This is a genomic window from Marinobacter azerbaijanicus, from assembly GCF_030250645.1.
Lineage (GTDB): Bacteria > Pseudomonadota > Gammaproteobacteria > Pseudomonadales > Oleiphilaceae > Marinobacter > Marinobacter azerbaijanicus.
The window spans coordinates 1-2,902 of sequence record NZ_JASSVS010000046.1; the positions used below are offsets into that span (position 1 = coordinate 1).

General features: G+C 60.6%; 4 protein-coding genes and 1 pseudogene. 3 read left to right on the forward strand and 2 right to left on the reverse strand.

The annotated features are described in order from the left end of the window. The first annotated feature begins 12 nt into the window (after positions 1–12). Entirely contained in the window at positions 13–114 is a 102-nt protein-coding gene (locus QPM17_RS23740; protein ID WP_340367529.1) for a hypothetical protein, read from the forward strand. Positions 115–154: 40 nt separating this feature from the next. On the opposite strand, the gene QPM17_RS23360 is transcribed toward QPM17_RS23740, so the two are convergent. Together QPM17_RS23360 and QPM17_RS23365 are read right to left on the reverse strand one after the other, a co-directional pair. After that, on the reverse strand, positions 155–1,312 hold the full coding sequence (locus QPM17_RS23360; protein ID WP_285394151.1) for a cytochrome P450: 1,158 nt from the start codon (positions 1,310–1,312) through the stop codon (positions 155–157). 93 nt (positions 1,313–1,405) lie between these two features. Continuing rightward, entirely contained in the window at positions 1,406–1,843 is a 438-nt protein-coding gene (locus tag QPM17_RS23365; protein WP_159548150.1) for a MarR family winged helix-turn-helix transcriptional regulator, read from the reverse strand. A gap of 97 nt (positions 1,844–1,940) precedes the next feature. Between QPM17_RS23365 and QPM17_RS23370 the strand changes: the two genes are divergently transcribed. Continuing rightward, complete coding sequence (locus QPM17_RS23370; protein WP_159548148.1) at positions 1,941–2,504, forward strand: Yip1 family protein; 564 nt, start codon at positions 1,941–1,943, stop codon at positions 2,502–2,504. A 69-nt stretch (positions 2,505–2,573) separates the two neighbouring features. Then, positions 2,574–2,902 (forward strand): annotated as a pseudogene (locus tag QPM17_RS23375) (hypothetical protein); the annotation flags it as partial.

Consider the following 2,902-nt stretch of genomic DNA (forward strand, 5'->3'; position numbering starts at 1 on the left):
AGCAACCAGGTGGTGGTCTACGACACCCGCACCTTCGAGGAGCTAGCCAGACTGCCGGCCGAATCACCCAGCGGGATCTTCTTTACCCATCGGGCCCACCAGATCGGGCTATGAACGATGCCGATCGGCCGGCCACAGAGGACCGGCCGATGATTCAGCGCGTCACCCTGATGGGCACCGATGAGTAACCACCAGCGGGAAATCTGGCCCGAACCGCCGGTTTGTCGGCTATCAAGGCCAGGTGGAGGGTACCGGCGAGAAGCGCCTCCATGATCAGGCGCAGTTCCATACGTGCCAGCGGCGCGCCGGGGCAGACATGGATGCCGGCACCGTAGAGCAGGTTGGTCTGGGGGTCCCGATCCAACCGAAGCTCATCCGGATCGCCAAAGACCGCCTCGTCTCTGTTCGCCGAGCCCCACAGAATCGTCAGTCGCTCTCCGGCGGGTATCTGCCGCCCGCAAATCTCTACCGGCTGCCTGGTCACGCGCCGATTGGATATCAGCGGTGCATCCAATCTTAAGATCTCGTCGATGGCCGTCGGTAACAGTTCCGGCTCTTCGCGCAGCCTGGCCTGCAACATTGAATGTTCAGCCAGGTAGCGCACCAGTATTCCCACACTTGCAGCGATGGTACCCAACTCACCCACCGTCCAGTTGCGAATGATACTGACGATCTCTTCATCAGCGAGCGGTCGGCCCTGTACCGTCTCGTTCATGATGCACGAGGTGACATCATCCGGCGCAGCCTCACCGGCCGTCCGACGCTCAGCCAGCAGGTCGCGAATCACGCTATCGAACTCCAACGCCAACTCACCCAGGGCCTGGCGATCACCTGCCAGGGTTGCCGCTTGCTGGCGCTCCACCCAGTCACGCAATGGTTCATGCAGGCTCTCGGGCCAACCCATGTAGGCACACTGGATCTCCAAGGCGAAGTCCTGGCCCAGCTCGGCCATTGCCTCGATCTCACCCGTTTGCGGCAGCCGTGCCACCACGCGCTTGGCGATTTCTCGACAGTGCGGCTCGAACGCCGCCATCGCCTCAGGGAGAAAATAAGGCTCGATGAGCTGCCGAAAATACGTGTGCTCGGGCGGGTCCATGGCATTGGGCACGGAGAGATGGTGACTGGCAGCGTTGCTGAAGGTTTCGTGATCCAAGAGCACTCGCATTACATCTTCGTGGCGAAACAGCGACCACTGCAGGTAATCGCTGTAGGCCACCGGGCAGCGGCGACGCATGCTATCGTAGGCGGTTATTTGATCTGCAAGCACTGACTCGGCGCGGGGGTCCCAATCCTGACGTTGGCTGTCATTCATACTCTCTCCTCAATACAAGCAACGGACCATGTACCGGTATCGTCAGCACGCTCTGCGGCACATGAAAACGAAACGTGATTTCAGCACGATGCTCTAAACTGACTCCGACCAGCCGGGCAGTTGGAACTCCTCCTGCAAGTGACGCAACTCCGGCTGATGCTCGCTGGCAACCTGTTCGACGATCAGCGCCCCCTTCGGCAGCAGGTGCACTTCGCTGCGCCGCCGGTCGTTGCGTCCGGGGCTTCGCTGCACCAGGCCGAGCTGCTCGCAGCGATCGACCAGCATCACGGTGCCGTGATGCTTGGCCTGGAGCCGTTCGGCGAGCTCCCCCACCGTGGCCCACTCCCGCCCCGTAAACCCCTTCAGGTGCAGCAGCAGCTGATACTGCAGCGAGGTGAGGCCATGCTGCTGGCAAATATCTTCGCTGACCCGCAAGAAACAGCGCAGCTGGTGGCGAAAGTGGGAAAGCCGCTCGAAATCCTGCTTGGTCAAAGGGCTGGATACCGCTTCAGATGAATCATGCTCGGACATCGAGCCGCTCTCCTGACAGGTGAGTCTTGACATATTGCGATTTGGCGCATAAACAATATCATAGCATGATATAAAAATCTCGACTGGGGTGTCCGCCATGAATCTCGCGATAATTCTGCAGCTCCCCTTCACCCGCGCAGGCGGCTGGCAGCAACTGCGTCAAGGACGCCCCTCCATTCCGAAGTTGGTCTGGCTGGTGGTATTGCCCATGTCACTGCTTCCCCCCGTGCTGCTCTATTACGCCGGCACGCACTATGGTGACACCTTCATTGCTGGGTTCGGTGAGCGTCCATGGCGTTACATCACCACGATCCTGTTTCTCGCCGAGCTGCTCACTTTCTTCGTAATGGGGTGGCTGATTCATGCGGTGGTCAATAGCGATGACATGTCAATCGATTACCACGACGCTTACTTGCTTGCGGCCCTGGCGCCGTTGCCGCTGTGGTCCGCCTCGCTGGCCCTGCTGATTCCTAGCGTACTGCTCAACACGCTGGTGGCAATCGTGGCCCTGGGGATTTCCTGCAGCCTGATTTACCACGGCCTGCAGGCCCTGTGCCATCGCGAGGATAGCGATGTCGTGGCAATGTCTGCGACCTATACCGTCATGGCTGGCGGTGTTCTGGCCTGGGGACTGCTGATGGCCATAGTCTGGGCGTACTGATTCCTCTTCAGCGAATGAGCAGCACTGCATGTAACAACGACACGGCATAACACTGGCAAAGGCAAAACCATGAACATTTCCCTGATTCTGCAGCTTCCCTTCACGCAAGAGGGAGGCTGGCAGCAACTGCGACGCGAGCGCCCTTCTCTCAATGCCTTGATCCTGCGCGTGGTACTGCCGCTGTCGCTGCTGCCGCCGGTCATGCTGCACTACGCCATCTACCGGCATGGCGATGCCCTGCTGCCCGGCCTGGCCGATCGCCCCTGGGCAATTATCGCGCCGGCCCTGTTCACCGCCGAGCTGCTCACCTTCCTGGTGATGGGCTGGCTGATCCACGGCGTGGCGCGCGCCCACCGCCTGCGGCTGAGCCACCGCGACGCCTACTTCCTCGCCGCCAT

Excerpts from the sequence above, each read along its gene's own strand:
- QPM17_RS23360 (WP_285394151.1), bottom strand. The coding sequence starts at position 1,312 with ATGAATGACAGCCAACGTCAGGATTGGGACCCCCGCGCCGAGTCAGTG.
- QPM17_RS23365 (WP_159548150.1), bottom strand. The coding sequence starts at position 1,843 with ATGTCCGAGCATGATTCATCTGAAGCGGTATCCAGCCCTTTGACCAAG.
- QPM17_RS23370 (WP_159548148.1), top strand. The coding sequence starts at position 1,941 with ATGAATCTCGCGATAATTCTGCAGCTCCCCTTCACCCGCGCAGGCGGC.